Annotated in this window: 25 protein-coding genes and 1 tRNA gene; 10 read left to right on the forward strand and 16 right to left on the reverse strand. The window is 36.7% G+C overall.

Annotation, left to right across the window (positions count from 1 at the left end; genetic code table 11):
* Positions 1-37: 37 nt before the first annotated feature.
* The 3 genes from EI546_RS02255 to EI546_RS02265 all read right to left on the reverse strand — a co-directional run bounded on the left by EI546_RS02255 (position 38) and on the right by EI546_RS02265 (position 3,827).
* Positions 38-1,444 carry a bifunctional UDP-3-O-[3-hydroxymyristoyl] N-acetylglucosamine deacetylase/3-hydroxyacyl-ACP dehydratase gene (locus EI546_RS02255; protein ID WP_128249018.1) on the reverse strand — a complete coding sequence of 469 codons (1,407 nt, stop codon included), beginning with the start codon at positions 1,442-1,444 and terminating at the stop codon, positions 38-40.
* Complete coding sequence (lpxD, locus tag EI546_RS02260; RefSeq protein WP_128249019.1) at positions 1,437-2,462, reverse strand: UDP-3-O-(3-hydroxymyristoyl)glucosamine N-acyltransferase; 1,026 nt, start codon at positions 2,460-2,462, stop codon at positions 1,437-1,439. Before lpxD ends, EI546_RS02255 begins: the two co-directional genes overlap by 8 nt.
* Positions 2,463-2,591: 129 nt before the next feature.
* Positions 2,592-3,827: an HD domain-containing protein gene (locus EI546_RS02265; protein ID WP_128249020.1), complete on the reverse strand. Its 1,236-nt coding sequence runs from the start codon at positions 3,825-3,827 to the stop codon at positions 2,592-2,594.
* Between the two features lie 153 nt (positions 3,828-3,980).
* Between EI546_RS02265 and porX the strand changes: the two genes are divergently transcribed.
* Positions 3,981-5,531, forward strand: coding sequence for a T9SS response regulator signal transducer PorX (gene porX, locus EI546_RS02270; protein WP_128249021.1), 1,551 nt, complete (start codon positions 3,981-3,983; stop codon positions 5,529-5,531).
* 78 nt (positions 5,532-5,609) lie between these two features.
* Here the strand turns inward: porX and EI546_RS02275 are convergent, their stop codons facing one another.
* From EI546_RS02275 to EI546_RS02290, 4 genes are all read right to left on the reverse strand, one after another.
* Positions 5,610-6,185 (reverse strand): non-canonical purine NTP diphosphatase, encoded by a 576-nt coding sequence (locus EI546_RS02275; RefSeq protein ID WP_128249022.1) that lies wholly within the window; start codon positions 6,183-6,185, stop codon positions 5,610-5,612.
* A 76-nt stretch (positions 6,186-6,261) separates the two neighbouring features.
* Complete coding sequence (locus tag EI546_RS02280; RefSeq protein WP_128249023.1) at positions 6,262-7,269, reverse strand: formimidoylglutamase; 1,008 nt, start codon at positions 7,267-7,269, stop codon at positions 6,262-6,264.
* Positions 7,266-8,504, reverse strand: a complete 1,239-nt coding sequence (gene hutI / locus EI546_RS02285) for an imidazolonepropionase (RefSeq protein WP_128249024.1) — start codon at positions 8,502-8,504, stop codon at positions 7,266-7,268. Before hutI ends, EI546_RS02280 begins: the two co-directional genes overlap by 4 nt.
* Positions 8,505-8,929: 425 nt before the next feature.
* Entirely contained in the window at positions 8,930-9,772 is an 843-nt protein-coding gene (locus EI546_RS02290; RefSeq protein ID WP_128249025.1) for a universal stress protein, read from the reverse strand.
* A 352-nt stretch (positions 9,773-10,124) separates the two neighbouring features.
* On the opposite strand from EI546_RS02290, the gene EI546_RS02295 reads away from it, so the two are divergent.
* From EI546_RS02295 to EI546_RS02305, 3 genes are all read left to right on the forward strand, one after another.
* Positions 10,125-11,297, forward strand: a complete 1,173-nt coding sequence (locus EI546_RS02295) for a trans-sulfuration enzyme family protein (RefSeq protein ID WP_128249026.1) — start codon at positions 10,125-10,127, stop codon at positions 11,295-11,297.
* On the forward strand, positions 11,287-12,003 hold the full coding sequence (gene bshB1, locus EI546_RS02300) for a bacillithiol biosynthesis deacetylase BshB1 (RefSeq protein WP_128249027.1): 717 nt from the start codon (positions 11,287-11,289) through the stop codon (positions 12,001-12,003). The genes EI546_RS02295 and bshB1 overlap by 11 nt, the downstream gene beginning before the upstream one ends.
* An 86-nt stretch (positions 12,004-12,089) precedes the next feature.
* Positions 12,090-12,165, forward strand: a tRNA-His gene (locus EI546_RS02305).
* A gap of 300 nt (positions 12,166-12,465) precedes the next feature.
* Here the strand turns inward: EI546_RS02305 and EI546_RS02310 are convergent.
* The 3 genes from EI546_RS02310 to EI546_RS02320 form a co-directional block, all read right to left on the reverse strand.
* Entirely contained in the window at positions 12,466-12,981 is a 516-nt protein-coding gene (locus EI546_RS02310) for a hypothetical protein (RefSeq protein WP_128249028.1), read from the reverse strand.
* A gap of 92 nt (positions 12,982-13,073) precedes the next feature.
* Positions 13,074-14,084: a M28 family metallopeptidase gene (locus EI546_RS02315; protein ID WP_128249029.1), complete on the reverse strand. Its 1,011-nt coding sequence runs from the start codon at positions 14,082-14,084 to the stop codon at positions 13,074-13,076.
* A 23-nt stretch (positions 14,085-14,107) separates the two neighbouring features.
* Positions 14,108-14,443 (reverse strand): hypothetical protein, encoded by a 336-nt coding sequence (locus EI546_RS02320; RefSeq protein WP_128249030.1) that lies wholly within the window; start codon positions 14,441-14,443, stop codon positions 14,108-14,110.
* 145 nt (positions 14,444-14,588) lie between these two features.
* Here EI546_RS02320 and EI546_RS02325 point away from each other — a divergent pair, with 145 nt between their 5' ends.
* On the forward strand, positions 14,589-15,974 hold the full coding sequence (locus tag EI546_RS02325; RefSeq protein WP_128249031.1) for an MBL fold metallo-hydrolase: 1,386 nt from the start codon (positions 14,589-14,591) through the stop codon (positions 15,972-15,974).
* 79 nt (positions 15,975-16,053) lie between these two features.
* Here EI546_RS02325 and EI546_RS02330 read toward each other — a convergent pair whose 3' ends face one another.
* Positions 16,054-16,536 carry a ferritin-like domain-containing protein gene (locus tag EI546_RS02330; protein ID WP_128249032.1) on the reverse strand — a complete coding sequence of 161 codons (483 nt, stop codon included), beginning with the start codon at positions 16,534-16,536 and terminating at the stop codon, positions 16,054-16,056.
* Positions 16,537-16,708: 172 nt separating this feature from the next.
* On the opposite strand from EI546_RS02330, the gene EI546_RS02335 reads away from it, so the two are divergent.
* On the forward strand, positions 16,709-17,908 hold the full coding sequence (locus EI546_RS02335) for an NAD(P)/FAD-dependent oxidoreductase (RefSeq protein WP_128249033.1): 1,200 nt from the start codon (positions 16,709-16,711) through the stop codon (positions 17,906-17,908).
* 114 nt (positions 17,909-18,022) lie between these two features.
* Positions 18,023-18,166: a hypothetical protein gene (locus tag EI546_RS16105; RefSeq protein ID WP_164905150.1), complete on the forward strand. Its 144-nt coding sequence runs from the start codon at positions 18,023-18,025 to the stop codon at positions 18,164-18,166.
* A 141-nt stretch (positions 18,167-18,307) separates the two neighbouring features.
* Here the strand turns inward: EI546_RS16105 and EI546_RS02340 are convergent, their stop codons facing one another.
* The 3 genes from EI546_RS02340 to EI546_RS02350 form a co-directional block, all read right to left on the reverse strand.
* The gene (locus tag EI546_RS02340; protein WP_128249034.1) at positions 18,308-20,416 is read right to left on the reverse strand and encodes a tetratricopeptide repeat protein; all 2,109 of its coding nucleotides are present in this window, start codon (positions 20,414-20,416) and stop codon (positions 18,308-18,310) included.
* Between the two features lie 98 nt (positions 20,417-20,514).
* Positions 20,515-21,195: an SIR2 family NAD-dependent protein deacylase gene (locus tag EI546_RS02345; protein WP_128249035.1), complete on the reverse strand. Its 681-nt coding sequence runs from the start codon at positions 21,193-21,195 to the stop codon at positions 20,515-20,517.
* 203 nt (positions 21,196-21,398) lie between these two features.
* Positions 21,399-21,686 (reverse strand): hypothetical protein, encoded by a 288-nt coding sequence (locus EI546_RS02350; RefSeq protein WP_240673141.1) that lies wholly within the window; start codon positions 21,684-21,686, stop codon positions 21,399-21,401.
* 374 nt (positions 21,687-22,060) lie between these two features.
* Between EI546_RS02350 and EI546_RS02355 the strand changes: the two genes are divergently transcribed.
* Positions 22,061-23,638, forward strand: coding sequence for a tetratricopeptide repeat protein (locus EI546_RS02355; protein ID WP_128249036.1), 1,578 nt, complete (start codon positions 22,061-22,063; stop codon positions 23,636-23,638).
* A 165-nt stretch (positions 23,639-23,803) separates the two neighbouring features.
* Positions 23,804-24,715, forward strand: coding sequence for a T9SS type A sorting domain-containing protein (locus EI546_RS02360; RefSeq protein ID WP_128249037.1), 912 nt, complete (start codon positions 23,804-23,806; stop codon positions 24,713-24,715).
* Between the two features lie 241 nt (positions 24,716-24,956).
* Here the strand turns inward: EI546_RS02360 and EI546_RS16410 are convergent, their stop codons facing one another.
* On the reverse strand, positions 24,957-25,364 hold the full coding sequence (locus EI546_RS16410) for a DUF4372 domain-containing protein (RefSeq protein ID WP_240673142.1): 408 nt from the start codon (positions 25,362-25,364) through the stop codon (positions 24,957-24,959).
* 141 nt (positions 25,365-25,505) lie between these two features.
* Between EI546_RS16410 and EI546_RS02370 the strand changes: the two genes are divergently transcribed.
* A complete protein-coding gene (locus EI546_RS02370; RefSeq protein ID WP_128249038.1) occupies positions 25,506-26,168 on the forward strand; it encodes a TrmH family RNA methyltransferase in 663 nt (220 codons plus the stop codon).
* A 113-nt stretch (positions 26,169-26,281) separates the two neighbouring features.
* On the opposite strand, the gene EI546_RS02375 is transcribed toward EI546_RS02370, so the two are convergent.
* Entirely contained in the window at positions 26,282-26,722 is a 441-nt protein-coding gene (locus EI546_RS02375; RefSeq protein WP_128249039.1) for a hypothetical protein, read from the reverse strand.
* Between the last annotated feature and the right edge of the window lies 1 nt (position 26,723).

Here is a 26,723-nt window from a genome sequence, read left to right on the forward strand (position 1 = left end):
ACTCATTACCAGAGGTTGAAATAGGCCTGCTCGTCAATTATAAATTTTTTGTTTTAACCATTTGTGCCATCAATTCAGCCTCGGTTACAATTTTATCATTCGCATAAGCCTTACCGCTCATATGAACAATACCGCGACGTATGGGCGACATAAGTTCCAGTTGGAAAATTAAGGTGTCCCCAGGATTTACCTGCTGTTTGAATTTCACATTATTTATTTTCATAAAGAATGTAAGGTAATTCTCCGGATCCGGAACGGTGCTCAGGGCCAAAATTCCCCCCGTTTGGGCCATTGCTTCAACTATCAAAACTCCCGGCATTACGGGCGCTCCGGGAAAGTGCCCCACGAAGAAAGGTTCATTCATGGTGACGTTTTTTAGTCCTACAACATAGGTTTCTCCCAATTCCATAATTTTATCTACCAACAAAAATGGGGGCCTATGCGGAAGCATGGCCATTATTTCGTTAATATCCTTAACTGGTGGCTTGCTAAGATCGAATTGCGGAATGCTATTCCTTTTTTCGATCTTAATAATTTTTGAAAGTTTCTTTGCAAACTGCGTATTAACGTGGTGTCCTGGTTTGTTGGCAATCACTTTTCCTTTTATGCGAATTCCCACAAGTGCTAAATCTCCAATTACATCCAGCAACTTATGTCTTGCTGCTTCATTTGGATAATGCAAGGTTAGGTTGTCCAGTATTCCGTTTGGTTTAACAGATATGGTGTCTTTGCCAAAGGCAGTCCGCAATTTATCCATGATACTCGGAGAAAGCTCCTTGTCAACATAAACGATCGCATTGTTAAGATCACCTCCTTTAATAAGTCCGTTGTCAAGAAGGGTTTCAATTTCGTGGAGGAAACTGAAGGTTCTTGCATTTGCAATTTCATCTTTAAAATCAGCAAGACGCTTCATGGATGCATTCTGAGTGCCGAGGACTTTTGTTCCAAAATCCACCATTGTGGTCACTTGATACTCATCGGCGGGCATTACAATGATCTCGCTTCCCGAATCCTCGTCGACATAGGAAATAACTTCCTTTACCACATATTCTTCTCGAGGGGCATCCTGCTCAACAATTCCTGCCTTTTCAATTGCCTCCACAAAATATTTTGCCGATCCGTCCATAATTGGAGGCTCAGAGGCATTCAATTCCATAATACAATTGTCGATCTCAAGTCCAACAAGTGCAGAAAGAACGTGCTCTGAAGTTTGGATCTTCACTCCTCTCTTTTCGAGGTTAGTTCCTCTTTGGGTATTTACTACATAATTGGCATCTGCCTCTATCTCAGGACTACCTTCCAGGTCAATCCTTACAAAAGAGTAACCATGATTTTCGGGAGCGGGTTTAAAAGTAATAATTACTTCCTTTCCCGTATGCAATCCTACCCCAGTAAGGGAAATCTCCCTCCCGATGGTGCGCTGTTTTACAACACTTTCACTCATTATCAATTCGTTTTTCGACGGTATTTAATCTTTCCGCTATTTTCGGAAGGTTTTTGAAATATACATAACTTTTATTAAAATCGGCATAATTAAGAGCTGGGGAGCCTTGCAAGGTTTCATTGTCCTTTACATTCCGGCTAATCCCGCTCTGGGCCTGGATCTTTACGTTATCACCAATAATCAAATGTCCCGCAATTCCAACTTGGCCTCCAATTATACAATTTTTGCCAATCTTGGTGGATCCGGCCACACCTGTTTGAGCTGCGATAACGGTATTTTCCCCAATGGTAACATTGTGGGCAATTTGAATCTGATTATCCAGCTTCACACCTTTTTTGATAATTGTAGAACCCATAGTCGCGCGATCTATGGTAGTACCCGGACCTATATCTACGTTGTCCTCAATAACTACATTTCCTATTTGTGGCACTTTATTGTATTCACCTTGTTCGTTTGGAGTAAAACCAAAACCATCGGCACCAATTACAACACCACTGTTAATTACACAGGAATTCCCGATTTTTGTTTCAGAATATATTCGCGCACCGGTAAACAAAATTGTATTGTTTCCAATAGACACATTATCTCCTATATAAACATTGGGATAAATCTTCACATTGTCCCCTATTTTTGCTTTTTCTCCTAAATATGAAAAAGCGCCCATATATAGGTTTTCACCATATTCCGCACTTTCAGAAATAAAAACAGGATTTTCAACTCCTGTTTTATGATTCTTTACCTGATTGTAATATTCCAACAGTTGAGAAAATGCCTTGTATGCATTTTCAACCCGAATAAGGGTTGTAGAAAGTTCATTAGTGGCTACAAAATCTTGATTTACAATCGTAATTGAAGACTTTGTTGAATAAATATAATGAGTGTACTTGGGATTTGCCAAAAAGGTCAAGCTACCTTTTCCGCCTTCTTCAATCTTCGCCAAATCAGATACAACAACATCCTCATCACCCTCTACGGTCCCATTCAGAATTTCTGCTATTTGGCCTGCTGTAAATTTCATTAGAGCTTTTAAATAAACGTTTTTAAACCCTTTAAAAAGAGCCAGTGCAAAGTACACTTTTTTAAATGAATGAAGGAGCCCAGATTATTTTTCATTCCTGCAAAAATAGAAAAAAAGGACATAGCTGCCTTAGCAATCCGTATTGTTTTTTGGATAGCACATATAGTACTTAATCACCGATTTGGACAGCGCTTCTATATTCAACTGATCACTGGCCTTCGCCACATCCACTATTTTTCCATTTTTTCGAACTAAGTTAATAGTATCCTTTTGCATACTATATGCTTGATTTTCAAGCTTTCCCGAAAATACGAAATAAGCGGCTTCTTCTTCTGAAATTCTATAAAGTTCCGCCACTTCAATCCTTTTTTCCTCTACCTTTTTTTCTGAAAATGGTTTGGATTTAATCTTTATTTTTAATAAGTCTCTATTTAACAGCATTTTGCAGAGCTTTGATAGAACGAAGTCATCATTAATTTCCCAGTACTTCATAGCTGATATAATGTCGTTATCATCAAGTTTGGAAAAGATTTCTAGTACTTTTTCGGAAAAGTCATTTAACTTAATATCATTTTTCAAAAAAAACAGAAGAGCGGGACTTGCCGGAAGTTCCACCCCTGCAGCAAAAAGTTGTTTAGCTCTTTTAAGAACCCTAACGACCAGTTGTTCGGCTACCACACCCGTTTTATGTAAATAAACCTGCCAGTACATTAGACGGCGTGCAATAATAAAGTTTTCGACCGAATAAATACCTTTCTCTTCGACTACGAGTGCATCATTTTTTACATTCAACATAGCAATTAACCGCTGTGAATTGACGGTACCTTCTGAAACACCAGTATAAAAACTATCGCGCTTTAAATAATCCAATCGGTCCATATCCAATTGCCCTGACACCAACTGGTGCAAAAATTTCCGTGGATATTCATTTTTGAAGATTTCAATAGCAGTTGACAACTGACCCTTAAATTGATGGTTTAAAGCTTGCATGAACAACAAGGAGATGCCTTCATGGCTCACCCCTTCTACTATGCTGTGTTCCATGGCGTGTGAGAAGGGCCCGTGGCCTAAATCATGCAATAAGATTGCAATGTAAAGTCCTTCTTCTTCTTTACTGGAAATGGGTACCTTTTTCGATCTTAAAACCTGAACTGCTTTTTGCATCAAAAACATCGCCCCTAAAGCGTGGTGCAACCGAGTGTGGTGAGCTCCAGGGTAAACAATATAGGAGAAACCCATTTGCGAAATTCTGCGCAGCCTTTGGAAATATTTATGTTCCATCAACTGGAAGACCAAAACACTTGGAATTGTAATAAAACCGTAGATGGGATCGTTAATAATCTTTAGCTTGGGAAGGGTTTTCAAACTTTAACTTTAAATTAATAGCTTCATTATTTTTTTGAAATAATTCGGGCCTATTTTTGAAGGAATTCTTCGCAATTGCTGAAAATTATTTACAAATAAGATTTAACAGGTTCCTCGAACTAGACTTCAGAGGATAAAGACAAATATACATATATGAGCGAAATAAAAATACTGTGGGTGGATGACGAAATAGACATGCTAAAACCCCATATCCTCTTCTTAGAAAATAAAAATTATCGAGTTACTACGGCCAAAAGTGGGTCGGAGGCCCTAGAAGAAATAAAGAAGGACACTTTCGATATCGTTTTTTTGGATGAGAATATGCCGGGATTAACGGGTCTTGAGACACTCTCGGAAATAAAGGAAATTTATGCTGCAATCCCTGTGGTTATGATTACCAAAAGTGAGGAGGAATATATAATGGAGGAAGCCATTGGCTCCAAAATAGCGGATTATTTAATTAAGCCGGTAAATCCAAATCAAATTTTGCTCAGTTTGAAAAAGAACTTGGACCACAGTCGGTTGATCTCTGAAAAAACTACTTCAAATTACCAGCAGGAATTCCGAAAAATTGCAATGGATCTATCTATGGTCAATAGTTTTGAGGAATGGCGAGATCTGTACCAAAAATTGGTTTATTGGGAACTGGAACTGGAAAACATCGAAGATCCTGGTATGTTCGAGATTTTAGAATCCCAAAAAGTTGAGGCCAACAATCAGTTCTGCAAATTTATTGATAAAAATTACCCCGATTGGTTTATAGACAAGGATGAAGCGCCTATTATGAGCCATACTTTGTTCCAGAAAAAGATAAAACCACAAATGCAACAAGGTACTCCTACTCTATTAGTAGTGGTGGATAACTTAAGGCTGGATCAGTGGAAAGCATTGGAGCCATCCATTGCCAATATTTATAAAAAGACTTCGGAAGAACTCTTCTGCAGTATTCTCCCGACCGCTACCCAATATGCGCGAAATGCTATATTTTCAGGTCTTATGCCACTTGATATGGAAAAGCTCCATCCAGATCTTTGGTTAAATGACACGGATGAAGGAGGGAAAAACATGAAAGAAGAAGAGTTTTTTGCGGCTCAACTAAAAAGACTTGGATTACAATTAAATTGGAGCTATCATAAAATTTCAAGTTTAAAGCAGGGAAAAAAACTAGTTGAAAACTTTAAAAGCCACAAGGATGAAGATTTGACAGTAGTGGTTTATAATTTTGTGGATATGCTTTCTCATTCAAAAACCGAAATGGAAGTTATTAAAGAGCTCGCCTCTACCGATAAATCTTATAGATCCTTGACCCAAAGCTGGTTTAAAAATTCGCCCTTGTTGGAAATTATACAACAGGCGGCACGACTTGGTTTTAAACTTATTATTACAACCGACCACGGAACGATTAATGTAAAAAACCCATCAAAAGTAATTGGTGACAAAAATACCAGTTTGAATTTGCGGTACAAAACAGGAAGAAGTCTTACCTATGAGGAGAAGGACGTATTGGCAGCAACAGACCCGAAATCGATAAAGTTACCTGCAATCAATATGAGCAGTTCCTTTATTTTTGCAAAAGGGGATTACTTTTTCGCATATCCAAACAACTACAACCATTATGTTAGTTATTACCGAAACACATATCAACATGGAGGCGTTTCAATGCAAGAGATGATAATACCTTTTTCTGTACATATTCCTAGGTAAAAGAGTAGATTGAAAAAGATTGATTTTTTGCCACTGCGCTTAAGTAAAAGTCTTGTGGTTCTAAAGATTCAGGAAGGATTATTTTTTTGATAAATAATCCATCAACCGTCGCATAGCTTTTCCACGGTGGCCAATTTCACTCTTTTGTAAGGAGGTCATTTCGGCGAAGGTTTTATCGAATCCATCGGGTTGAAAAATAGGATCATACCCAAATCCTGACGTGCCTCTTGGTTTTTGGATAATTTTTCCTTCACAAATTCCTAGAAACAATTCTTCGGAATTTTGCATAGAGAGAGCGATAGCTGTTTTAAAACGAGCCGAACGGTCTGTCAAGTTTTTCATATTATTCAAGAGTTTTTCCATATTGGCGTTTGAATCGTGGGAGGGACCAGCATAACGGGCACTAAAGACCCCCGGTTCATTATTGAGGGCTCTTACCTCCAGTCCAGTATCATCGGCAAAACAGTCGAGGTTATAATTCTGGCGGACATAATTGGCTTTTAGAATAGCATTTCCTTCTATTGTTTCAGCTGTTTCAGCAATGTCCTCATCACAACCAATATCATCCAAACTCAACAATTCAATCTGTGACGGCAGCATAGCTTTAACTTCAGAAAATTTGTTTTCGTTATGAGTGGCAAAGACAAGTTTCATAGAGGGATTTTAGTTTTAGTTATCTTTTTTTTTTAAATTTGAGGTAGAGATATTACAGGGATTTCAGTTTATCTTCCTAGGTTACGGATATGGCATCACTTATTAAGTATGCAATTGTCTTCCCCACTTGAGTGGGAAAAAGACCCAATAAAGGAGCGCCTTCACAGATATGAAGATACCGCGCATTGGTGTTTTTTGTAAATCTGCCAACAAAAATTCTAGCTTCTTCAACTGTGAATCCACTGGGCGAAATCGCACTGCTGCCCATCATAGCAATAGCATCCATATCGAGCTCAATCCCGAAATTGTTATAACAGCAAAAATCTTCCGCCTCTTTCAATGCGGCTGAGAAAGACAGTTTCTTTTGCACTGAAATATCCTCAAATAAATTAAAACCTACTCTTTGATTATTTTCTTGTAAAGAATTGAAAACACCTTCCGAAGTATAATTTCTGTGGAGTCCAAAAATGAAATACTTGTCCAAAAAGCCATTTTCAAAGGCATAGGAAAATCCGTTTCCGCTATGCCTATGTTCCAGAGCACGGAAATCTGTATGGGCATCAAAATTAATGCAATTTATCTTTGAATTCAGACCCTGGGAGGTTCCCATCAAATTCCCATAGCTATTGTTATGGCCTCCTCCGATGATAATGGGAAATTTGCCAGCTTCAATGATTTTCTGTATTATCATTGAAACTTTATGATCTATTTGGACTACCAATTCTCCAAGTTCTTCAGCGTAATGATTTACTTCTTTAGTTAGAGATGCGGCTTGTTTCATTTGTACATCGCAGTCGATTTCACCCAGAAGAATTAGATTTTCAGCATTTGTGAAGGAGTTATATTGAATATTGAGAAAACTGGCCAAAGCAGCACTCCAAGCCATCGACGTACCAGGATTACCGTAATTGGCACGCACACCTATATCTTCAGGAATTCCCAATAATACAAATTTTGATGTATTTTTTTTGAGATCATCTAATGATTTAATGAACGAAATTTTTTCCCCAAACTTTGTTTCTCCCGCTCTCCGATTTATGAGTGGGGCTATATCCTTTTCGCAATAGATTTTCAATATGTTCATTTTATTTCAGAACCATTTATTATTACGGAGTCAATTAAATTACTGCCAAAAGCGTAGGGCAAATAGCCATAAGAGGGAATCTCTTTGGTAATTATAAGATTGGCAATTTTTCCTTTGGTTATGCTACCGTGCGTATGACTCAATCCCATGGCATAAGCCCCGTTCACTGTTGCGGCATTTATGGCTTCCTCTGGGGTCAGTCTCATTTTGACACAAGCGGTGGAAACTACAAAATTCATATTTCCACTGGGAGTTGATCCCGGATTATAATCCGTAGCGAGTGCGAGCGGAAGTCCGGCATCGATCATTTTTCTTCCTGGAGCATAGGGAATGCTCAAAAAATAAGAACAAGAAGGAAGAGCAACTGGCATTGTTCCCGTATTTTGTAACGCATTAATATCCTCGTCCGTCATTACTTCCAAGTGATCTACGCTTAAAGCCCCATGCTTTACAGCCGCCTCTACCCCACCGATGCTATTGAATTGATTTACGTGGACCTTGGGAATAAGATTGTATTTTTTGGCCTCATCGAGGAGCCGCTCCATATCGGCCACTGAAAAATATCCCTCTTCGCAAAAAATATCGACATATTCGGCAAGTTCGTCTTCCGCCACTTGTGGAAGCATTTGTTCACAAATAAGGTCCAAATAGCCACTTTTATCATTTTTATATTCCGGGGGAATGGCGTGGGCGCCTAAAAATGTAGTCTTTATGGCAATGGGATATTCTTTGGCAAGTCTCTTTGCAACGCGAAGCATTTTTAATTCGGCTTCCACGGTGAGACCATAACCACTTTTTATTTCAACTGCACCTGTGCCTAGGCGCATTACTTCTTCTAATCGAGTTGCAGATTGACAATAAAGGTCCTCTTCAGATGTTTGTTGCAGTTTCTTTGCACTGTTTATAATTCCTCCGCCCTTTTCAGCAATTTGTTGGTAACTAAGCCCTTTTATCCGATCAACAAACTCCTGCTCACGGTTTCCCGCATACACAATATGTGAATGGCTGTCGCACCAAGCCGGAAGAACGATTTTTCCAGAACAATCCAAAGTTTTAAAACCTTTGTGCGGACCCATTTTATCCATTTTTCCAAAATCTTTTATAATTCCCTGCTCAATATACAACCAAGCGTTTTTCAAGGTGGGAAGCTCTTTCATCTGATCTCCGGAAAGTTTTTCGGGACAGTGTTCCCGTACCTGTAGCAATTCTTTAATGTGGGTAAGAAGTAATTTCATTGAAGTATTTTCTTTGAAGATAAAGATAAGGAATGTAGATGGTAACTTTGGGATGGATAGGGTTAAGTTGGACTATTTTGAAAACGAGCGGAAGACAGCAAGATAGCGTATTTCTGAAAATTTGAATAAAAGAATTTTGACCCAGATTTATGTCCTTCTAGGTTTTTAGGAAAAATATTTAAGGAAAATAATTAATAAAACTCATTGACCTTGGGTTTATCAAATTGATACTAAGGATTTAAAATTAGGCAGATTTCAGGATTATATTCTTTCTCTTTATTGGACGAACACGTAATTAGAACCTCTTTTGGAAACTTCACAGACTAATATACTATTGTAATTTGTATAAATGGTAACTGAAACTCCATGCGCCATAAATCCGATTAATCTTCCCTTCTAGTTGTATATAGCAGGCCCTCGATTTATTATTCCAAACGGAAAGTCAATATGGGAAAATCGGCCTTATTCGTCAAATCTTCAGAAATGCTACCCTCAAAGAATCGAGCCAATCCGGTCCTACCGTGCGTAGCAATAGCAATCATATCTGCATTTACTTTGTGGGCATATTTTAGAATACCTTTTTCAGCGGATTTATCAGATATATAATGTACATCTTTCAGCCTATTTAAATTACCCTCTGCTTGTTGAAGGAAGTTTTCCACTCCCGCCTCCATTTCATCTGTGTTCTTAAAACCATCTCCGGGAAGATTTACATAAAGCAATTGAACCTCTGTCGCAATAGAGTCTAGCAATTTAGTGGCATTTAGAAATGAAGGAGTGTAATCATCTGAAAAGTCAATTGCAAAAACTACCTTTTTCAAATCCCAGTGAACGGGTTTATCTTTGATAACCAAAACGGGGATTTCAGAATTACGAACCACCTTTTCAGTGTTGGATCCAACAAAAAACTCTTTCATCCCACTGGCACCTCGTGAGCCCATTACAATAAGATCTGCCTGGTTGTCACTCGCCACTTCTCCAAGTTCGCTAAATACTTTAAAGTGACGGATAATGGGGGTTACAGAAACTCCTTCAAGATAATCCCTTTGCAAAAACTCATTAAATTTCTTTTCCGCCAATTTGGTATAAAACAAAGCTTTCTCCATATGATCGGCCTGGGTTTCGGTTCCGTAGGCGTGTACGGTAGCGAGCTCGAGCATATGAATTGCCAAAATTTCGGCGTTGTGTTTTTTGGCCAGAATTGCCGCAACGTTTAAAGCATATTCAGAATAATTGGAAAAGTCTATAGGTACAATGATGGTTTTCATAAAATGGATTTTAAATTTTGAAATGGATTCACATTTAACTTTTTTAAAATTACGAATCTTTAATGTAAACTGAATAAATTCATTGAGCAATTATCAGTAAATCTTAATTATTTTAGAAAGGTTTGGGAATTTCCACAATCCAAAAGAATTGGAGTTGTTATTTCCATACACCAAACGTTTGAGTTAAATAATTTGCGTTTCATAAATGATAAATGAAATATAGCTTATAATGTTTCTTTTTCATTAAATAAAATCCATTTTCGTTAAATGGATTTTTCCAAAACGGCCTCTCAATTGCAAGTATAGATCGAGAATAATTTATACCTTTAAATTAATAAACACATTGAAGAGAATGAATGAAAAAAATCTTGGAGTCAATACAATCTGTACGCACGTTGGTGAAGTCGAGGATAAGCAATTTAAAGGAGCTATTTCACCCTTGTATATGTCCACTAGCTATGCTTATGAGGATGTGGAAATAAAACGCTATCCGCGCTATTTTAATACGCCAAACCAAGAAGCACTCTGTAAGAAAATTGCAAAACTTGAAAAATGTGAGAATGCCTTGATTTTTGGAAGCGGTATGGCGGCAATAAGTACTACTCTTCTTGCTTTTCTACATACCGGAGACCACGTTGTACTTCCGCAAACGCTATACGGAGGAACCTTTAATTTAGTTGTAGAAGAATTTCACAAATTCGGAATTGAATACTCTTTTGCAAAGGGATTTTCCGAAGATGATTTTTCTGAGCTAATCCAGGAAAACACAAAGATGCTTTTTGTGGAAAGTCCTTCCAATCCACTAATGCGAATTACGGATCTAAAAATGATCTCCAATTTGGCTAAAAGCCACGGTATTATCTCAGTTATCGATAATACTTTTGCTTCTCCCATTAACCAAACTCCTGCAGATTTCGGCATAGACATTATGATACACAGTGCCACAAAATATATGGGCGGACATAGCGATATCTGTGCGGGCGCGGTCGCTGGGAGCGATGATCATATAAAAACAATCTGGAATTTAGCAAAAAACCTCGGTGGAAGCCTTAGCGATTATACAATATGGCTATTGGAACGCAGTATGAAAACTATGGGAATTCGCGTTAGAGCACACAACGAAAACGCAAATAAAATTGCCGAATGGTTGGAGCAACATCCTTTAGTGGAAAAGGTTTATTATCCTGGATTAAGGAACCATCCAGAGCATGAACTGGCAAAAAAACAGATGCTCGGATTTACGGGAATGCTATCCTTTGAAATCAAGGAATCTTATGACGTTAGAATATTCTTAAAATCTCTAACACTGATAAAACCATCTATGAGTTTGGCCGGAGTGGAATCCACCATTTTATCGCCAGCAAAAACTTCGCATGGATTGTTAACACCCGAGGAAAGAAAAAGACAAAATATTAGTGATGGACTATTGCGTTTTTCTGTGGGAATCGAAGATGCTAACGATATTATTTCAGATTTGGAGCAAGGTTTAGAAACTCTTTTAAAAGAAATAAAAAATGAAAATTGATATACTCGCCATTGGAGCCCATCCCGATGATGTTGAACTAGGTTGTGCGGCAACCCTTGCCAAGGAAATATATAATGGAAAAAAAGTTGGAATTTTAGATTTAACTCGAGGGGAATTAGGTACACGGGGCACACCTGAAATAAGGGAGGTTGAGGCGAAGAATGCCGCAGCAATTCTCGGAGCCAAATTCAGGCATAATTTGGAATTTTCCGACGGGTTTGTAGTAAACAATGCCGCCGCACAATTGGAAATAATGAAAATCATTCGGAAGTACCAACCAGATATTGTGCTCTGCAATGCGATTGACGACCGGCACATAGATCATGGAATGGCCAGCAAACTAGCAAGTGATGCCTGCTTTTTAAGCGGTTTGGAAAAAATTGAAACTATTTTGGACGGAAACCATCAAAAGGCTTGGCGACCAAAGCATGTTTACCATTATATCCAATGGAAAAATATTGAACCCGACTTTGTAGTTGACGTAACAGATTTTCTCGATAAAAAACTGGAAGCAGTATTCGCGTTTAAAAGTCAATTTCATCAAAGGAATGCTGATGAGCCTGAAACCCCTATTACCTCCACTAATTTTCGCGATAGCATCACGTATCGGGCACAGGATTTGGGAAGATTGATTGGGGTGGAATATGCAGAAGGATTCACCACCGAACGGTATGTTGCGGTTAGTTCCTTGTTTGATTTAATTTAAAAAATATTAATCCCTATTGTACATACTCAATAATTGATTTATATTTGCAACCGCTTTGAAAGGGTAAAACTCTATAAGCAAAAGATGGTGGTTGTAGCTCAGCTGGTTAGAGCGCTTGATTGTGGTTCAAGAGGTCGCCGGTTCGAAACCGGTCTTCCACCCAAAAATAAATCCTCCTTAAAACGGGAGGATTTTTTGTTTGAGAGCTTCTTAAATTTAAAATGATATAGGTTGAGAAGTTTACCCTGAGCTTGTCGAAGGGAAACCGGTCTTCCACCCAAAAATAAATCCTCCTTAAAACGGGAGGATTTTTTGTTTGAGAGCTTCTTAAATTTAAAATGATATAGGTTGAGAAGTTTACCCTGAGCTTGTCGAAGGGAAACCGGTCTTCCACCCAAAAATAAATCCTCCTTAAAACGGGAGGATTTTTTTGTTTGAGAAGTTTAAAAATATTCCAAAACTCTAAATACACTGAATTACCTTAGTAATATTCTCTTGTCTTTTTGGTTTGATAATATGCTCGATGATCCCTGCGCTTGTTCGGTAGCTCAATTTGGTGAACATGTGTGATTTTAAGAAACCGTAATCCTTCAAGTTTAATGGAATCAAAGTATGTAGTGCCCAAGTGGTTGGGGTAGGAAACTTTAAATTTTCCGCGGTTTTGGTCTCTTCGAAATGTAGTGTAATAGGAACTCCATCATCCGTAAACAAAACAAATTCTCCATCTTTCTCTATCGTAAAAGTATCAGTCAGAACTAACCAAACTTCAAGATATCTGCGATTATTTTCCTTATAACCTTGTACTCTAACAGTTTCATTTTTTCCTGTTCCGAAAGACAGATCTTCCAATTTGGTTTGCAAAATGGGTTTCTTGCTGACTTCGTCAATTTGGTTTTTAATGTAAATGCACTCCTGCGAAAATCCTGTAATTGAAATTATGGAAATGCATAACCATATAAATGTTTTAAAGATTTTCATCGATGTATATTTCTAATAAACTTAAATGGAGACAAGTTGTCGAACAATACGTCGTATTTCTAAACGATCTGGTTCCTGGTTCCAAAAAAACTCTATTTTTTATCAACCATAATTCGATTGTCGCGATTGGCCAATTCCCATGCAGTAAGAAAAATGAGCTTTGTCCGCTTTGCCATTAAATCATATTCAATCTTATCGGGTGTGTCGGTCATTTTGTGATAATCCTCATGAACTCCGTTAAAATAAAAAATAACCGGAATATTGTTCTTGGCAAAATTATAATGGTCACTTCTATAATAAAATCGATTTGGATCGTCTGGATCATCAAATTTATAATCCAGATCCAAATGGATATATTTATCATTTACCTGTTCTGAAACATCGTGTAGCTCTTGGCTGAGCATACTGCTTCCTATGAGGTAGAGATAATTTGGATTGTCCTTTTTATCAGGATCTATCCTGCCAATCATATCAATATTAAGATTGCAAACGGTATTTTTTAATGGAAAAACTGGATGTTCAACATAATAAGCGGACCCAAATAAACCAATCTCTTCTCCCGTTACATGCAGAAATAAAATGGAACGCTTGGGGCCATTGCCATCTTTCACCGCCTGTTGAAAAGCTTGAGCCATTTCCATTAGGGCCACTGTTCCACTACTGTCGTCATCTGCCCCATTAAAAATATTTCCATCCTTGTCCATTCCAACGTGATCTAAATGCGCCGAAATAACAATTAGCTCATCCGGCTTTTCGGAACCTTTAATATAAGCCAATACATTTTCGGAAGGCTGATTATTGGTGCGCCCTTTAAAATAACTAGCCGGGATTTTTTGAAAATAATTGTCTCCACCAAAAGCTGATGGAATTTTGTGGTCTATATAAAAATCCCGTATATATTCCGCGGCCCTATGTTGGCCCTCAGTGCCCGTCATTCGGCCTTCCATTTCGTCACCCGCATATACATATAATTGCTTCTTAAGATTTTCGACGGTTATAGTGTTTGCGTAATCAAGGTTTGATTTCGGCTCTCCAACACTCTCTTTTGTAGAATTACATCCTAAGATTAAAGAGGAAAGAAATAAGTACAGAAATATTTTCATCGGTATATATGAAATGGGTTAATTTATTCGAAAGATTCCAGTTCAAACCTATCTTTGGCAGCTTCGGCATCTGCTCTCTTTTTATAGTGCATTCTATGTACTTTGGTAATTTCCTTTCCTTCCTGATCCTGGAACTTTACCGTGATTTTTACAATATATTCTACGTTTGGGCCTTCACCATCTTGTGGGTTTGTGGTTATTTCCATTGAGTCATCCGTAAATTTGGTTCCCTCAGGGAGTTCTAGTTTTTCAATAACATCTTTTTTCGCCTGTTCCCGAACAGAATCATATTCTGATTTTTTATCTGAAGAACAAGCCACCAATGCAATGGTCAATAAGAGGAATATTAACTTTTTCACTTTTGTTGAAATTTTACGTTAGCGGGTAAAGATAAAAGAAGTTGTAAGCATTTCTGCAAAAGTTTTGTAAAAAAGGAATTTTAGAAAACTCTTGTACTTACAACTGACAAACACATTCATTATATTTGTGAAAAAACATAAGAATATGAAGATTGAGCAAATTTACACGGGTTGTCTTTCCCAAGGCGCTTATTATATCGAGAGTAATGGGGAAGCCGCTATTATTGATCCTCTGCGTGAAACAAAACCATATTTGGACCGTGCAAGAGAAGACAATGCCAAAATAAAGTACATTTTTGAAACACATTTTCATGCCGATTTTGTGAGCGGCCATCTTTCACTTGCGCAGGAAACAGGGGCTCATATTGTTTATGGTCCGCATGCAAATCCATCCTTTGATTCCATTTTGGCAGTGGATGGGGAAGTTTTTAAACTTGGGGATATTACCATTACGGCAATCCATACTCCCGGCCATACTATGGAAAGTACAACTTATCTTTTAAAGGATAAGGATGGTAAGGACTATGCTATTTTTAGTGGGGACACTTTATTCCTAGGGGATGTTGGAAGACCCGACCTTGCACAAAAAGCAAATGAGTTGACACAGGAAGATTTGGCAGGAATTCTTTTTGATAGTCTTCGAAATAAAATTATGATTCTCGCCGATGACGTAATCGTTTATCCTGCGCACGGCGCTGGTTCGGCTTGCGGTAAAAATATGATGAAGGAAACTGTGGATACCTTAGGCAACCAAAAAAGATTAAATTATGCCCTTCGTGCAGATATGACGCGGGAAGAATTTATAAAAGAAGTTACCGACGGTTTGGCCCCGCCTCCACTCTATTTTCCGATGAACGTAAAAATGAACCGTGAGGGCTATACTAATTTTAATGAAGTTCTTACGGAAGGAACAAGACCATTGGAACCAGAAGCTTTTGAAAGAATTGCCAACGAAACTGGTGCGATTGTCCTGGATGTAAGAAACCAGATTGAATTTATAGATGGTCATATTCCGCGCTCTATTTTTATAGGATTGGATGGCACATTCGCTCCCTGGGTAGGTGCTCTTTTGGCAGATGTAGAACAAAAAATATTATTGGTTGTTCCTCCAGGAAGACAGGAAGAAGCCGTAACCCGTTTGTCGCGTGTAGGATTTGATAGAACGTTAGGGTATTTGGAAGGTGGAATTGAGGCCTGGAAAGAATCCGGACGGGAAATAGATAAATTGGAATCCATAGACGCCGAAACTCTCAAAGAAATGCTGGATAAAGATATTCCCGTGTTCGATGTCCGCAATGATGGAGAGTATATAAATGGAAATATTTCCTGTGCTTCGCATGTTCCTTTGGGAAGTTTGAATAACTACGTGGGAAGCTTCCCTAAAGGGAATAAATGCTATTTATATTGTGCCGGCGGATACCGCTCTGTAATTGCCGCATCAATTTTAAAAAGTAGGGGAATCCATAATGTAGTGAACATTGCCGGAGGATTTGCGGCAATCAAAAATGCAGGTATTCCTGTTGGAGTTTAAAAAAGAATATCAGAAATAGGAAAGCCCGGAAAAAGTTTAATTTTTCCGGGCTTTCCTTTCTCCATTTTGGAGAAGCTAATTATTCCATATCAGCAAGATCTTCCAATCTCTTAACTCGTGAAAGAGTCTGATGGATTTCACCTGATTGTTTTTGAAGTACCTGTGAAATCTTGGGAGGAAAACTATATTTTTTTAGTTTTTCTTCGTATTCATCTGCACTGGACTTTTCGCCTCTTATGCACTCTTCCAAAACTGCCTCATCGTCATTTCCTGCAAGAGAACTTTTAATATCTATCCAAGCTCTGTGAAGATCTCCAGTGAAACTTCCACTCTCTTTGGGCTCTTCATTAAGATTTCGCAATTCTTGAGTGAGTTCAGTCGTAAACCGACTGCGCTGGGCAGCTTGTTTCATTAGGAAGTTTTTTAAGCTGGGACTTTTCGCGTCTTTCATTGCTTTTGTAAAACCTTTCTCGGCGTCATAGTTCTTTTCTAATAAATCCTGGAGATTATTTACTATCTCCTCATGAATTTCTTGTTCAACATTTTCTTTTGTGGTTTTCATAATTTTTGATTTTTTAAATTTTCATTTCTATAAAGATATATACCAAGTGGCCCAAATGTTCTTATGAATTTCATAATTAGGACGTGTTTAACGCTGTCAAAAAGCGAATGCCAATTTATTCTTAAAATCAGATTTCATAATATATATTGATATAACTTTCAATAAAAAAAATATGGATGTACGTTCAAACGAGCCTTATTCGCTTATAGTAAATTCCCTCGAAAGTAGTTATCCCTCACTCAAAGAATCCATATCCTCCGAGATTCTTATAATTGGCGCAGGCATAACCGGAGCTCTGATTGCTTACCAACTATTGGAGGAGGGGAAAAAAATCGTGATGGTAGACAAGCGCGATGTTTGTAACGGAAGCACCGCAGCAAGCACCTCTATTCTTCAATATGAAATAGATGTACCTTTACATGAATTAATAAATCAAATTGGTCTTACCCCAGCAGTTTCCAGCTATCAGAATTGCGAGAAATCAATTAAGGACCTCAAAAAAATTGTAAACAAAATTAAAAGTGACTGTGGATTCAAATATCAGAACAGTATATATTTTTCATCAACAAAAAAAGATGTGGATTTTTTGAAAAAAGAATTTGAAGCTAGAAAGGAACATGGATTTGAGGTGAAATGGCTTGAAAAAGACGATTTGGAAAAATTGGGGTTAAAGGGGTACGGTGCAATTGATTCTACTTCCGGAGCACGGATGGATGTCTATAAATTCACAAATGATCTCCTATCATATTTAAGTAATAAAGGAGTAAAAATTTATGATCGCACTACGATTGAAAATATTAAGCAAAAGGAAAATAAAATAAAAGGAAAAACCAACGACGGGTTTATCATCGATGTAGATGCTATTGTCCATTGTTCCGGATACGAAAGTACAAATACAGTTAAGAAGGATATTGTAAAATTAAAGAGCACCTTCGCCTTGGTATCCGAAGCTTATGAAGTTATGCCGAATGCTTTCCAGAATACGCTCTACTGGAATACAGATTCTCCTTATTTATATTTCCGGAGTACAAGTGATGGGCGAATTATGATGGGAGGTGGCGATCGTGATTTTAGAAATCCGAAATTGCGTGATGCCCTTCTTCCGAAAAAAGAAAAAGAATTAGTGAAGGCTTTTAAAAAATGCTTCCCCAAAATTCCTTTCGTAGCGGATTATTCCTGGGCGGGAACTTTTGGTGAAACCAAGGATGGCTTACCGTATTTTGGTAAAGAAGATCCTCAGAGTAACGAACATTATATTCTTGGCTTTGGTGGAAATGGAATTACTTTTAGTGTAATGGGAATGGAGGCAATAGTTCATTCCTTAAACAACACTCCCCACCCTTATCTCGAATATTACAAATTCAACCGTTAATGTTGTAATCCCTTTTATGGCGCTTAATTATTGGGTTGTTAATTGTATTTTAAAAATTTGAAGTTGCTAGCGAGGTTACGTAACTTAGGGATTCACTAAATAAAAGACTGAGAAATGGACAAGCATGAAAAAGATTTAGAAAAAGAAAAACAAGCCAAAAAAGAACAGGCCATCAACCGAAAAGCTACTGAGGGAAAAAAAGTAAATCCCCAGGAACAACAACGACAGGGAAAACATCAACCCCGTGACAAGGCTTGAAATATATAATTGAAAAAACCTCACTGATAAATTTATTAGTGAGGTTTTTCGATTAGGGGCATTCCACCTCTATTAATTGAGATAGGACAATATTTCATTCTGAAAAAATAAGAATTACAACTGAATCCATCTTTAATGATGCTAAATCGCTTTCAAATTGTCCGCCATTGGGCTACCCTTATAGAAAGGAAAATGATCTGCCGTGTCTTTTAAATTCAAAATTATCTGGGTGCCTAAGGAATTCCCGTTCTCATCTTTTTTGTCGACGATATCATAACTTATTTGTCCCGAATGGGTTTTATTATAAAGATCGATACGTTCATTTATAATTTGCACTCCCATGCTCTTGTGCGTTTTAATCGAAGTTCTTTTTGGCTTATTATTTCGGCCCGCTCCGTTGTCCTCAATAATGACTTGAGTTAGATCTTCCTTATGTACCACTCTTACCTCCAAAATTTTTTCCTCCCTAGGACTAGTTAGTAATCCATGCCATATCGCATTTTCAAGAAATGGCTGTAATAACAGCGGCGGAATTAAAATAGAATCTATATCTTCAACATCTTCGGAAACAATGGAAAAAGAAAAGTTGTTTTCAAAACGGTTTTCCTCCAATAAAAGATAATGTTCAGATAGTTCCAATTCATCCTCAAGTGGGATAAGTTGTTGGTTGGAAGTATCCAAAACCATGCGAGTGTAATGGCTAAAAATTTCCAGATATTGAACGGCCTTATCATTCTGTCCACTCTGAATTAGGTAATTTATGGCATTAAGACTGTTAAATAAAAAATGTGGATTTACCCGGAGACGCGTTACCAAAATTTCGGCTTGAGCCAAGTTACGCTCATAAATAGTCTGCATTTTTTCTTTCTCTGCAAGATTTATTTTCGCACTGGTAATTTTTCGCGTTCTGTAATTTCTGAATTGTAAAACAAAAATTATCAAGATAGCCAACAAGCCAATTCCGAGAAGTATATTGACTATTTGCTTTCTCTGTAGTTGTTCTTTCTGACTATTTAAAACCGCTTGTTGAAGATCCTTATCCTTTTCTAATAGTTGAATATGGTTCTCCTTACTTTCCAAATCATATTTCCTTTTTAAAGCTTCAATTTGTACGGCTTGTTCATTTAAATTAATGCTGTCCCTATAAACATGGGATAATTTGTAATATTCCAAAGCAGATCTTGCATCCCCTTTTTTCTCAGACAATGAGGAAAGCTTGGAGGCATTTGAACTTATTAAACCAAAAGAGCCCAATTTTTTGGAGAGATTCAATGATTGCTGATAAAAATTCTCAGCTCTATTCAATTCGCCCTTTTTCAAATATGTGTCTCCCAAATGCACCAATAAGGCCGCTTCCTTGTGTTCATTATTGAGGGCTTTGAATTGATCTACAGATTTTTTGAAATAGGAAACGGCCTTGTCGAGATCGATTTCTTCCTTTAGATAAGAAATTCCTCTAAATTCATAAGTAATAGCCAAACCAAACAAATCATTTCTCTCTGTATTGATTGCCAATAGATCATCTAAATATTTTCGCGCTGTCTGATAATCTCCAATATCCATATAATATCCGCTTATAGACAGATAATTCATGGCCATACCCAAGCTATTATTTCTAGCTTTTTCTGCCTCAAGAGCACGTTCAAAATAGAACATGATTTCATTTTCCCGACCCGGAATATTACTTAAGGTGTTCCCTATACCATTGCTGGAAATAGCGATGTTTTTAAGATCGTTCTCGGTTTCGGCAATTTGTAAAGCTTGAAGATAAAAATTGAAGGCTTTGTCGTAGTTATGGTTATATCGTCCGGCTACCCCTGCATTATTGGCGAAGATCATCTTATATAGTGGCTTTACATCTCTTTCCCTTATCAGTTCAAAGGCTTTTGCGTGTAGCGTTAGCGCTTCATCATAGTGTTCGTGATATCGATAAAGTAATCCCAGATTATCAAGTGCTCTGGCATATAAAAGGGTGTCCTTAATTTTTAGAGCCCGGTCCGCCGCGCTTTGGGCGTGTTTATATTCAAGGTCGATGTTATGCTTGTGCCGATGGATCTCCTTTGACAGAGTAATTTCGTGAATTACCTTAAGGGAATCGTTGGTTTCTGACTGAAAAATCGTTTGAAGACTATCTATTCGTGATTGCTTTTGGGCGAAAGACTGATGGGAAAAAAAGAAGGCACAAATCAGAATGATATTTTCTGGCCTGCATAAGTTTTTTAAGGTTGAGGAGATAAAATCTTTTTTCAAAGCGAGGAGTTATTTTTTCTATAGATTTCCAATTCAAACTTTATTCAATATGATTTGATATTTTTAAAAATAACGATTCTAAAAACAATCATTTTTATTTATTCCTTTTGAGCTAGAATTTGAACTACTTTCGGAACACCTGTGGATGCCTTCTCCGCAAAAACGGTGATATTTCTGGTTTCCGAAATCGACGGTTTAGGATCTACAAAGTATATGGGAATATTGTCTTTAGCATATTGCACCAAACCAGCCGCCGGATACACTTGCATTGAGGTTCCGACGATAATTATTGCATCTGCTTTTTCCACAACTTCTGCCGCAACTTCTATCATAGGTACCATTTCTCCAAACCATACTATATGCGGACGGAGTTGGTGATTATTTTTAGATAGATCGCCCAGATTTAAATCATTCTCCCATTCCAAAATTAGATTCTCATCCTCTATACACCGAACTTTCATCAACTCTCCGTGGAGATGGATTACATTCGTACTTCCTGCTTTTTCATGAAGATTATCCACATTTTGGGTTATGATTGTCACCTCGTGATATTTTTCTAATTCAGCTAGTGATTTGTGAGCCGCATTAGGTTGAACTTTTAAAAGCTGTCTTCTCCTCTCGTTATAAAACTCCAATACAACTTCTGGATTTCGGGCAAATCCTTCTGGTGAGGCCACTTCCATAACATCATGTCCTTCCCAGAGGCCGCCGCTGTCCCTAAAGGTTTTTATTCCGCTTTCCGCACTAACGCCTGCACCGGTGAGAACTACTATTTTCAATTTCTTATTTTTTAGTTTATATATGATTTATTACGCAAGGTAATAATAGTCCTTTAAAATAGACAATTACTTTTATCTTCGCAAAATAGATTCACCCATTCAAATCGATAATTAATAATTTAAAATCAATCCTGTCCTAAATAAATTTAAGACACACTAAATCTAACCATTTTACTGGTTTACTTCAAGGTTTTGACTGATTTTCAAAAAAGAACCCCCTGTATATATTTATTGGGTGGAGGTTGTTCCTTTGCAAATGGATTATCAAGCCATTTGTGCAAATCCACCTTCACAAAAAGATTAAGCCTAATAAAGGCCACCAGATTTGACAGATACCAAGGATGCTTTGCCTGAGCTTTTAATGCTTTTAGGATGAGAATGGTTATCAATGCGGTCCATATCTGTATCATCACCGCATTCTCACTGGTTCCGATAAAAGACTTTATGTGCAATTGCTGTTTTATGTCCCTGAAAAGATTGCTGCCTCCCAACTGTCAAACCCCTTTTTGATGATCGTCTTTGGTGTGAATTAACTAGTTTCTTGAATTCTGAAATATCTAATTTTAAGATTATTTGAGAAAACAACATTATATTTATCACCAGAGAACGGGGTTTTTTGTTCCTCAAAGGTGAACTTTGAGGAATAAAAATCTCCTTCTATTTTTTAAACCTTTAGGGCGATATTGATTTGTTATCAATAACCAATTATAGTTAATTATCACGTAATTGTAAAATGAAAAATTTTGTGTTTTATTTTATTAGATTCGTACTGAATAAAAATTATATTCTGTTTTTTTTATTTTTATTTACGAGTATTATATTTCCTAATCCTAATATCGAAGAAAAAAACAAACGAGAGAGATGTGTGAAATTGATTGAAGATGGAGTTCAGGATATCGATAAAAAAGACTATGCCAATGCTCTTGAAAAACTTCTGACAGCAGAATCTTTTGCTACAGTAAATGGATGGAACGATTTATTATGGAAGATTAAACATGATATTGGATTTTTATACTTTTATATCTCCAATTATGCAGAAGCTCTTAATTATTTTCAAGAGTCATTCAAATTAACTCAAAACGTCAAAATACTTATAAGTAAAGGAGCTGCACCTCTTACAGGGATAGGAGTTTTGTATGAAACGGAAAAAAAATACGAAGAGTCTTTGTATTACATGTTAAAATCATACAATCTGATTAACGAACCTATTGACGAAATTGAATTTAAGATTAAAAAATATACGGTTATCAATATTGCAAATGTATATAACAAACTTGACCTACCTGATGAAAGTTTAAAAATACTTAAAAAAGAAAAAGATAGTATTAGGAATATAGGGTTCGATTTGATGTGGAAAAAAGTTTATGCAGAATCGATTTTTAAGAAAGGGGAAATAAATAAAGCCTTAAATATAGTGAATGATATCCATAATGAATTGATTATGGGAAAAGAAGAAGATTATAGGAAAGAGTGCTATTCATGCATTATTATTTTTTTAAGTGAAATTTACGCTAAGAAGGATAATTATGATCTGGCAATTTACTATTCAAAAAAAGGACTACAGAATAATGTAGATTTAGTAGATAAAGTTGAATTATATAATAACATTTCAGATTTTTACCTAAAAAAAAGAGATTATCCCAAAGCCCTTGCCTATAAAGATTCTACTTATCAAGCCAAGGATTCTCTTAATGCAACAATAAATAGAAGTTTATTTGAAACTTACAAGGTGAAATTTAAAGTTTTTGAATACCAAACTGAACTTACCAATAAAAAACAACAACAACAAACGGAAAGAATAATATTTGCTGGTGCAATTGTGTTCGTCATTTTTATAGCTTTATTTATTTATAAAACTATGAAAAACTGGGTTAACGACAAAAACATAAAAATGATAATCACAAATTTAAAACTTGAAAAGGGAAAAAAAGAGCAAATTCTTACGGAAGAAAATTTGAAAGCAGTAAAACATCAAGCTTTATTAAGGCAAGAACAATTAAAAAACAAGATAGCACAGAAAAATAGAGAAATTTTCGTCAAAACTATTTACCAAACTGATAGAAATAATCTGATTCGTCAAATAATAAATTCTCTTAATGAAGGAGATATCACACACTATAACGAAACAGTTAGGCAAATGAAATCTTTTTTAAAAACTGATGACGCACAACAAGATTTTATGAGGCACTTTGAAAGCGTAAATTCTGACTTTCTGAATAACCTCAAAACAAAACATCCTAAATTAACAGCAAGGGACTTGCGCTTCCTGAGCTATGTGTATATGAATTTGAATCTAAAAGAAATAAGTTCTGTTTTTAATATCACATATGACGCATGTCGCGCAAGAAAAAACCGCATAATCAAAAAAATGGGAGTCGAAAAAGAAGACATTTCGCTTTACGAATATTTATTAAACCTCCAAACTATAAACATTTCAAACTAAAGATTTCTGATTGCATCATTTCAGATGTCAAATGGCTTACAATTATTTATCTGATTACTCTCAAAACTTGTATTTTACAAAACGTTCGCTTTTTAACGATGGAATTTTATTACCAAAGAGGTGTTTTAAAGTATCATTGTGTAAATAACTTAAAATGTATAAATCATGAAATCATTAAAAACCTCCTTGTTTACTCTCCTGTCTTTAGGAGTTAGTTTTCTTTATTCTCAACAAAATTATCTTACTTCTCAAAATAATGTTGAAGTTGTAATACCTTCAGATCCAGCTGTTGACTGTGTTCAGGAATATGGTATTGATCGCCCTATTTTTCAAATGGGATTAGCATTTTCAACCGGTAACAAAGTTGCAAATGATGTCGTAATAGATCCATATTCTACTTTCAATCTTCAAATGCTCACATTTGAAGCATTTGCAGAGAACGGTTATCCAACTGGATTTACTATTCAATTGCATGAAGATAATGGTTCTGGAGGAGTTGGCTCTGAAATTGGTTCTGCCTATATTTTTAATCAAGGTGATTTTGAAGCTACACTTATAGATGATTGGTCTTTATATAGAGTGGTTATTGATCTTTCTTTTGCAAATGTTTTATTGATTAATAATACAAATGAAATGAAATTTTATTGGATAAGTATTGCCTCTGAATTATTTTCAACAGGTGATATTGCTTTTTGGAATACAGCTTTGTATACAAATGGCCCTTCTAATCCACAGTGGGTGAATTGGCCATCTGCCGGAGGTGAATGGATGCCTCATAGTGATAATACTGAAGGTATTATGACAGTGGAGGGAACATGTGAAACATTGAGTATAGAGGACGTAAATTCATTTGAAATAGCCCTTTATCCGAATCCGGTAAGTGATTTCCTTAATATAAAATTACAAAAAACAATTAGATCTATTCAAATATACAACATGGCAGGAGGAATGGTGCTTTCCTTTAATGAGTTGCAAAATGGAAAAATTGATATAAGCACACTGAAACCAGGTATTTATATGTGTAAAATAATTACTGAAATTGGAGAAGTCAAAGTCTTCAAAGTTGTGAAAAAATAGGTTCTCCCTGGGTTGAGATTGCATGAATATCTTCAACCCAATCTCCATATGCGAAGATAATTGACTACATATTATTTATTACATCTCTAAAACTAAATTGGACTTGTAGTGGTGTTTTTCGAGACGTCGTGTAATCAATATCTAAAGTCGTAAGTTATCGAATCGGTTGAAATAAATTGTGAGATCACCAAAAGATATAATAGTATCAAAAAAAACGTATACTTTTATTTTGCCTGTGGTTTTAATGTTTTAACAAAGACTTATGGTGGTGGCATCCAACAGGAATATTTTTGATTTGATCTTGAATTTGGTCCGCTTCATATGAGCCTGTTGTCCCAGACTTTCCATCAGGACGTAAATAATTCCTGAAAAGCTCCCAGTTTCTATTTTTGTTCTGATAACCGACCGTGGGTTCTTCAGAGGCCTGTTGCATCCCTAAATGGTTGAGATTACCGGCAGAGCGCAGGCCGTTGCTTATGTCCCGCAGGGACTGGCTTTTGGCAAACTGGCAGAATAGCATTAAGACCAGATTCGACCAACTGTCAAACCCCTTTTGATGCTTGGCGCTTTGGTGCGACCTAACTAGTTTCTTGAATCTTGAGGTATCAAGTTTTGAGTTTATTTGCGAAAACAACGTTATATTTACCATCAGAGAAGGGCTTTTTGTGATGAACCTCAAAGGGAGACTTTGGGGAACAAAAATTTCCTTCTATTTTTAAAACGTTTAGGACGCTATTGATTTAAAATTATTGATAAGCCACAATTCACATTAACCCAACACCTTTTAGTTTTGGATATAGAATTACTTCGATATTTAGAAACCTATCTGACGGCACAGCGAAAAGAACGATTTAAAGAAATTCTGTCTGAGAGAACTCGTCATTTTACCGTAGTTACCGAGGATGTATACCAACTTCATAACACCAGTGCAGTGATGCGGACCTGCGATGTATTTGGTATTCAAGATTTACACGTGGTAGAAGAAAGGGTGAGTAAGAGAATTGACAAGGAAATCGCTATGGGCGCACAGAAATGGGTATCATTGAACAGATACAATTCTATAAAAGATTGCATCAAAAGTCTTCGAGATTCAGGATATCAAATTGTTGCAACAACGCCCCATAACAATTCCACTTTGCTTCACGAATTTGATTTTACAAAGAAAAGTGCGTTTTTCTTCGGAAAAGAAAATGATGGGTTAAGCGATACGGTAATGGAAAATGCCGATGGTTATCTAAAAATACCAATGTATGGTTTTACCGAAAGTCTAAATATTTCCGTTTCTGCTGCCATAATTCTGCAAAGTGTTGTGTCACATATAAAATTAAGCAATATTCCATGGCAGCTTTCGGAGGGCGAAAAATTGGAAATAGAAATGCAATGGGCAAAGAATACCATCAAAGCTTCCGATGAAATAATTGAAAGATATTATTTGGAAAATAACTCGAAATAATTCAACAAAGAATTTATTTTCTTGGCTACAAATTCTGAGGGTAATCAATAGCACTTTACGAGTTACACCCCAAACTAGGGCTCCTGAGCGGAGCCCAGGAAGAACCTCACTCCCTATTCCTTATCGCAAACAACTCCCCAAATTGAGAGTGATTTTTTCGATGTATCGATTTTAACGTGTTCTTCGTCTATAACATCAAACTCTTTTCCTGAACCGAAATCGGTATCAAAAATTGCGGCAAGCAAAAATTTCGGATCTTTAAAATAAAGCGTTTTCCAGGCGCCATCTGAAGTAAATGTTCCCTTTTCGGAAATCTTCACTTCCTTTTCATCCGTTTCTGGTTGGGGAATACTTTTAAAGTCAAATTTAAAAGTATCGTTATCGTATAATTTGAGGGAAATGGAGGCTACTCCATTTCCCAAACTTTTATACGCCATGGTCTCCGTTCCCAAAACAATCTTGTTGGATTCCTTTGACGCTTGTGCTCCTTTTTTACTGGATCCACAGGATGCCAAAGTGAATACTATGGCTACAATAATGATGTTTTTCCACATA

This window comes from Aequorivita sp. H23M31, from assembly GCF_004022485.1.
Lineage (GTDB): Bacteria > Bacteroidota > Bacteroidia > Flavobacteriales > Flavobacteriaceae > Aequorivita > Aequorivita ciconiae.

Excerpts from the sequence above, each read along its gene's own strand:
- EI546_RS02255 (WP_128249018.1), bottom strand. The coding sequence starts at position 1,444 with ATGAGTGAAAGTGTTGTAAAACAGCGCACCATCGGGAGGGAGATTTCC.
- lpxD (WP_128249019.1), bottom strand. The coding sequence starts at position 2,462 with ATGAAATTTACAGCAGGCCAAATAGCAGAAATTCTGAATGGGACCGTA.
- porX (WP_128249021.1), top strand. The coding sequence starts at position 3,981 with ATGAGCGAAATAAAAATACTGTGGGTGGATGACGAAATAGACATGCTA.
- EI546_RS02275 (WP_128249022.1), bottom strand. The coding sequence starts at position 6,185 with ATGAAACTTGTCTTTGCCACTCATAACGAAAACAAATTTTCTGAAGTT.
- EI546_RS02280 (WP_128249023.1), bottom strand. The coding sequence starts at position 7,269 with ATGAACATATTGAAAATCTATTGCGAAAAGGATATAGCCCCACTCATA.
- hutI (WP_128249024.1), bottom strand. The coding sequence starts at position 8,504 with ATGAAATTACTTCTTACCCACATTAAAGAATTGCTACAGGTACGGGAA.
- EI546_RS02290 (WP_128249025.1), bottom strand. The coding sequence starts at position 9,772 with ATGAAAACCATCATTGTACCTATAGACTTTTCCAATTATTCTGAATAT.
- EI546_RS02295 (WP_128249026.1), top strand. The coding sequence starts at position 10,125 with ATGAATGAAAAAAATCTTGGAGTCAATACAATCTGTACGCACGTTGGT.
- bshB1 (WP_128249027.1), top strand. The coding sequence starts at position 11,287 with ATGAAAATTGATATACTCGCCATTGGAGCCCATCCCGATGATGTTGAA.
- EI546_RS02310 (WP_128249028.1), bottom strand. The coding sequence starts at position 12,981 with ATGAAAATCTTTAAAACATTTATATGGTTATGCATTTCCATAATTTCA.
- EI546_RS02315 (WP_128249029.1), bottom strand. The coding sequence starts at position 14,084 with ATGAAAATATTTCTGTACTTATTTCTTTCCTCTTTAATCTTAGGATGT.
- EI546_RS02325 (WP_128249031.1), top strand. The coding sequence starts at position 14,589 with ATGAAGATTGAGCAAATTTACACGGGTTGTCTTTCCCAAGGCGCTTAT.
- EI546_RS02330 (WP_128249032.1), bottom strand. The coding sequence starts at position 16,536 with ATGAAAACCACAAAAGAAAATGTTGAACAAGAAATTCATGAGGAGATA.
- EI546_RS02335 (WP_128249033.1), top strand. The coding sequence starts at position 16,709 with ATGGATGTACGTTCAAACGAGCCTTATTCGCTTATAGTAAATTCCCTC.
- EI546_RS16105 (WP_164905150.1), top strand. The coding sequence starts at position 18,023 with ATGGACAAGCATGAAAAAGATTTAGAAAAAGAAAAACAAGCCAAAAAA.
- EI546_RS02360 (WP_128249037.1), top strand. The coding sequence starts at position 23,804 with ATGAAATCATTAAAAACCTCCTTGTTTACTCTCCTGTCTTTAGGAGTT.
- EI546_RS16410 (WP_240673142.1), bottom strand. The coding sequence starts at position 25,364 with ATGGTAAATATAACGTTGTTTTCGCAAATAAACTCAAAACTTGATACC.
- EI546_RS02375 (WP_128249039.1), bottom strand. The coding sequence starts at position 26,722 with ATGTGGAAAAACATCATTATTGTAGCCATAGTATTCACTTTGGCATCC.